This is a genomic window from Novosphingobium sp. TCA1 (assembly GCF_009811895.1).
In the GTDB taxonomy this organism is placed as follows: Bacteria; Pseudomonadota; Alphaproteobacteria; order Sphingomonadales; family Sphingomonadaceae; genus Novosphingobium; species Novosphingobium panipatense_A.
On the sequence record NZ_BLJH01000088.1, the window covers coordinates 1 to 4,503 of the forward strand.

4 protein-coding genes are annotated in these 4,503 nt (G+C 62.7%); 2 read left to right on the forward strand and 2 right to left on the reverse strand.

Features of this window, described 5'->3' with window-relative positions; all coding sequences use genetic code 11:
* Positions 1–51: 51 nt before the first annotated feature.
* Together NTCA1_RS27965 and NTCA1_RS27970 are read right to left on the reverse strand one after the other, a co-directional pair.
* Positions 52–336, reverse strand: coding sequence for a BrnA antitoxin family protein (locus tag NTCA1_RS27965; protein WP_010339846.1), 285 nt, complete (start codon positions 334–336; stop codon positions 52–54).
* Positions 317–634, reverse strand: coding sequence for a BrnT family toxin (locus NTCA1_RS27970; protein ID WP_031290428.1), 318 nt, complete (start codon positions 632–634; stop codon positions 317–319). The genes NTCA1_RS27965 and NTCA1_RS27970 overlap by 20 nt, the downstream gene beginning before the upstream one ends.
* 186 nt (positions 635–820) lie before the next feature.
* Between NTCA1_RS27970 and NTCA1_RS27975 the strand changes: the two genes are divergently transcribed.
* Together NTCA1_RS27975 and NTCA1_RS27980 are read left to right on the forward strand one after the other, a co-directional pair.
* A complete protein-coding gene (locus NTCA1_RS27975) occupies positions 821–1,438 on the forward strand; it encodes a recombinase family protein (protein WP_015449304.1) in 618 nt (205 codons plus the stop codon).
* A gap of 9 nt (positions 1,439–1,447) precedes the next feature.
* Positions 1,448–4,453, forward strand: a complete 3,006-nt coding sequence (locus NTCA1_RS27980; protein ID WP_015449303.1) for a Tn3 family transposase — start codon at positions 1,448–1,450, stop codon at positions 4,451–4,453.
* Positions 4,454–4,503 lie beyond the last annotated feature (50 nt).

Sequence of the window (4,503 nt, forward strand, 5' to 3'; positions counted from 1 at the left end):
AGGGGTTTGAGTAGCAACGGAACAGAAAACCTACATAAGCCAAGCAGCCGCTTATCTCCGGTCCGCGTTGTCATGGACATAACGGCGCAGCACGCGGTTTATTTCGGTCTGGTATCCCCCCGATTGCGCGTGATCCTTGAACCAGCTCACCACATCGGTATCGAGCCGCAGGGTAACGGGTTTTTTGCGCGGCTTGTAAAGACCGGGACGCTTTGCCAAAGCCCAATTCTCAATCGGTGCCTCGGGAATATCCGCCGTGTCGATGTCAGTGTCAGGCATGTCCACTAGCTGCGCAATTTGGGCCGCTATGTCAGCCTCAGTCATCTTGTGCTTCATAACGTTTCCTTTCATCGGCTGTCGCTTTTCGGGCGCTGATAATACGTATGCTGTTCTCATCGTCACCCGTGGGGAGCGTGTGGACGACCGTTAAGATCAATATGCCGCGTACCAAGCCAATCGCGTGCCAGCGTTCTTCGTCGTTTTCATAGCGATCAAACACGATGATATGGGCGGGATCATCCCAGACCAGCTCAGCCAGCTCGAATGCGACATGGTGCTTGCGCAGGTTGGCAGCGGCCTTGTCGTCGTCCCACTCAAATATCACAAAACTTCCTGTATTGACATTATCGTGCATACATTGCTCGAGGGCCAGATGCAACGCTGAACCATGCGGTCACAACAAACCCCGGTTTGATGCGAAGCGGTCCGACGAACGCGATCGACCCACTGGACGGCCTTCAATCTCACATCTACCCGTCCAGAAACCTATAGCCGGTAAACCCATCGTTCGATAGATTGATGCAAGAGGGAGCGGGCGTCGATGCTGATCGGGTACATGCGGGTGTCGACGGGCGAGCAGAATCTCGATCTGCAACGTGATGCGCTCGATCGTGCCGGATGCAACCGGATCTTCGACGACGTTTGCTCGGGCCGTACGACCGAACGGCCTGGGCTCGACAAGGCAATCGATATCATGCGTGATGGCGACGCTCTTGTTGTCTGGAAGCTCGACCGAATTGGACGGTCGCTGCCTCACGTCGTCGGGCTGGTCGGAGATCTGCAGAAGCGCGGCGTCGGCCTGAAGGTGCTGACCGGCGATATCGATACGACGACCGTCACGGGCCGGTTAGTGTTCGGCATCTTCGCAACCCTGGCCGAGTTCGAGCGCGACCTGATCCACGAGCGCACGATGGCAGGGCTGGCTGCGGCCAGGGCCCGTGGCCGCGCGGGCGGGCGGCCACGGGTGATGACGAAACAGAAGTTGAAGGCCGCAATGGCGTTGATGGCAGACCGCGACAATGCCGCGCGCGACGTCGCTGTCCAGCTCGGAGTATCGGTGTCGACACTCTATGCCTATGTCGACGCCAAAGGACAGCCGCGAGAGCGGGCCAGCGAACTGTTGGCCAAGCGCGGGACCAGATCCGCGGCAGCGGCATAGCGTGAAGCGGTGCCAGTCAGCTTTCTCTCGGACGACCAGGCACTGCGATATGGTCGCTTCGTAGGCGATCCGACCTCGGAACAGCTGGCGCGGCACTTTCATCTCGACGATGCGGACCGGGCGTTCATCGGCGCACACCGCGGCGACCACAACCGGCTCGGTGTCGCGGTGCAGCTTGGCTCGTTGAGGCTGCTCGGCACTTTTCTCGAAGATCCGGCGCAAATACCTGCGTCCGTCACGCGATTTGCTGGCGACCAACTGGCGATCGACGGATCGGCCGAACTAATGGCGCGATATTGCGCGACCAAGGGACGATGGCGGCACGGCCCGCGCATCCGCATTCATTATGGCTACCGAGTCTTCTCCGATCCCGGCGTCGCGTTCCGATTGCATCGTTTCCTGTATGCGCTGTGCTGGACGGGCACCGATCGACCGTCGGCCCTGTTCGACGCAGCCGCGACATGGCTGCTCGAGTTCAAGGTGATGTTACCGGGATTGTCCGTCCTCGAGCGCGATATCGCACGGGTCCGCACGCGAGTCGCCGCGCACGTCCATCGCCGCCTGGTCGACAAGCTGACGTCAGAGCAACGTACCCGGCTCGATACGCTCGTCGCTGTTGCCGAAGATGGACGGCAAAGCCCGCTCGATCGACTCCGTGATGGGCCATATCTGCAAAGCGGCCCTGAGATCAGCCGGGCCATCGACCGACTGACCGAAATCCGTACATTCACCACAGGCTTGCCCGAACTCGACCGCGTACCGCCCGGCAAGGCCGCCGCATTAGCGCGATTTGCCGGCGCCGCGAAAGCGCAGGCCGTCGCCCGGTTGCCGGACGATCGCCGCGCGGCGACCCTGGTTGCCTTCATCCGGACGCTTGAAGCGTCGGCCAGCGACGATGTCATCGACCTGTTCGACGCCGTGTCGACCAAGATGTTCTCCAATGCGCGCATCAACGCCAAGGAGGCGCGGATGCGCTCACTGCGCGATCTCGACGCCGCATCGCTCCGGCTTCGCGATGTCGGGGCGGTGCTGCTCGATGACAGTATCGGCGACACCGAGGTCCGCGCAGCCGTGTTCGCGCTCGTCGACCGGGCAGCGCTGACCGAGGCCGTCGCGCAGGTGAACCTGCTCGCCCGGCCGACCGACGAGAGCTACTTCGTCGAGTTGCGCCAGCAGACTGGCACGATGCGCTATCTGCCGAAGATGCTTGCTGGGCTCGATCTTGCGGCGGCGCCAGCGGGGCAGCCGCTGTTGGACGCGGTCGATCACCTGCGGAGAGTTCACCAGGGTGAAAAGCGCCGTGGACCGGTACCAACATCTTTCGTACCCAAGGCCTGGGCCCGCCAGCTGAAGACCGCGGACGGTGCATTCGATCTGATCGGATACCGGCTTTGTACGCTCGACCGACTACGCCGCGCCATCCGTCGCCGCGACGTCTTTCCCGTTCGCTCACTTCGCTATGCCGATCCTCGCAAGGGCCTACTGACGGGAGCTGGCTGGGAGGCGGCGCGACCGACGGTATGCCGCACGGTCGGCGTGGCGGTCGCTGGCGACGAGGAAATCGCCAAACTTTCGGCGCGGCTCGATCTTGCCTACCGCGAAACAGCCGCGCGCGTGCCGGACAACGATGCCGTGACAATTACGAAGACCGCGAGCGCCGCCGACCTATCAATCGCACCGCTCGATAAGATCGACGAGCCATTGAGCCTCACCAACCTGCATAATGCGATCGATGCGCGACTGCCGCGGCTCGATCTCCCCGAGCTGATCCTGGAGATGCACGCGCGAACGGGGTTCGGGGCAGCGTTCACTCATGCCAGTGAGGGCAATGCGCGCGCTGAGGATATAGCGACCACGATCTGTGCAGTGCTTGTCGCGGAGGCAACCAATACCGGGTTCGAGCCGCTTGTCCGCTCGGAGGTCCCCGCCTTGCGCCGGTCGCGGCTGAGCTGGGTGAAGCAGAACTTCATGCGGGCCGAAACGCTGACGGCGGCCAACGCGCTACTGGTCGCCGCGCATAACAGGATTCCACTGACCCGTGCCTGGGGCGGCGGCGAGGTCGCCTCGGCCGATGGGCTGCGATTCACCGTGCCGGTCCGCACGATCCACGCCGGCCCGAACCCGCGCTATTTCGGGCGCGAACGCGGCGTCACCTGGTACAATCTGGTTTCCGACCGTTTTTCCGGGCTGAATGCCGTGACGGTCCCCGGTACGTTGCGCGACAGCCTCCATCTGCTGGCGGTCGTGCTCGACCAGGAAACCGAATTGCGGCCAAGCGAAATCATGACCGATACGGCCGGCTATACCGACACAATTTTCGGCGTTTTCTACCTCCTCGGGCTCCAGTTCTCGCCGCGCATCGCCGATATCGGCGGCGCGCGGTTCTGGCGTGTCGATGGAAAGGCCGATTACGGTGTGCTGGACGACCTCGCGTCGAACAGGATCAACACCAAGCTGATCGTCGAGCACTGGGATGACCTGCTGCGCCTGGCCGGATCGCTGAAACTCGGCGTCGTGCGCGCGACTGGGCTCACCCGTGTCCTTCAGACCAACGATCGCCCGACCAAGCTAGCGCGCGCGCTCCAGGAACTTGGCCGCCTCATCAAGTCGCTCTACATGCTGCGGTTCATCGATGACGAAACCTACCGGCGACGCATCCTGGTCCAGCTCAACCGGGGCGAGAGCCGTCACCAGCTCGCCCGCACCGTATTCCACGGCAAGCGCGGTGAGCTTCGTCAGCGTTACCGCGAAGGGCAAGAAGATCAACTCGGCGCGCTTGGGCTCGTCGTCAATCTGGTCGTGCTCTGGAACACGATCTACATCGACGCCGCGCTCAACCAGCTCCGCACCGAAGGTCATGTGATCCTCGACGAGGACGTCGCGCGCCTCTCGCCGCTCGGCTCCCAACACATCAACATGCTCGGGCGCTACGCCTTCACCATCCCCGACATGGTCGCGCGCGGCGAGCTGCGGCCGCTCCGTGATCCCAGCGTCACGGGCATCGACGATGCCTGAAGCCGCGCCTTATGTAGGTTTTCTGTTCCGTTGCTACTCAACCCCCGACA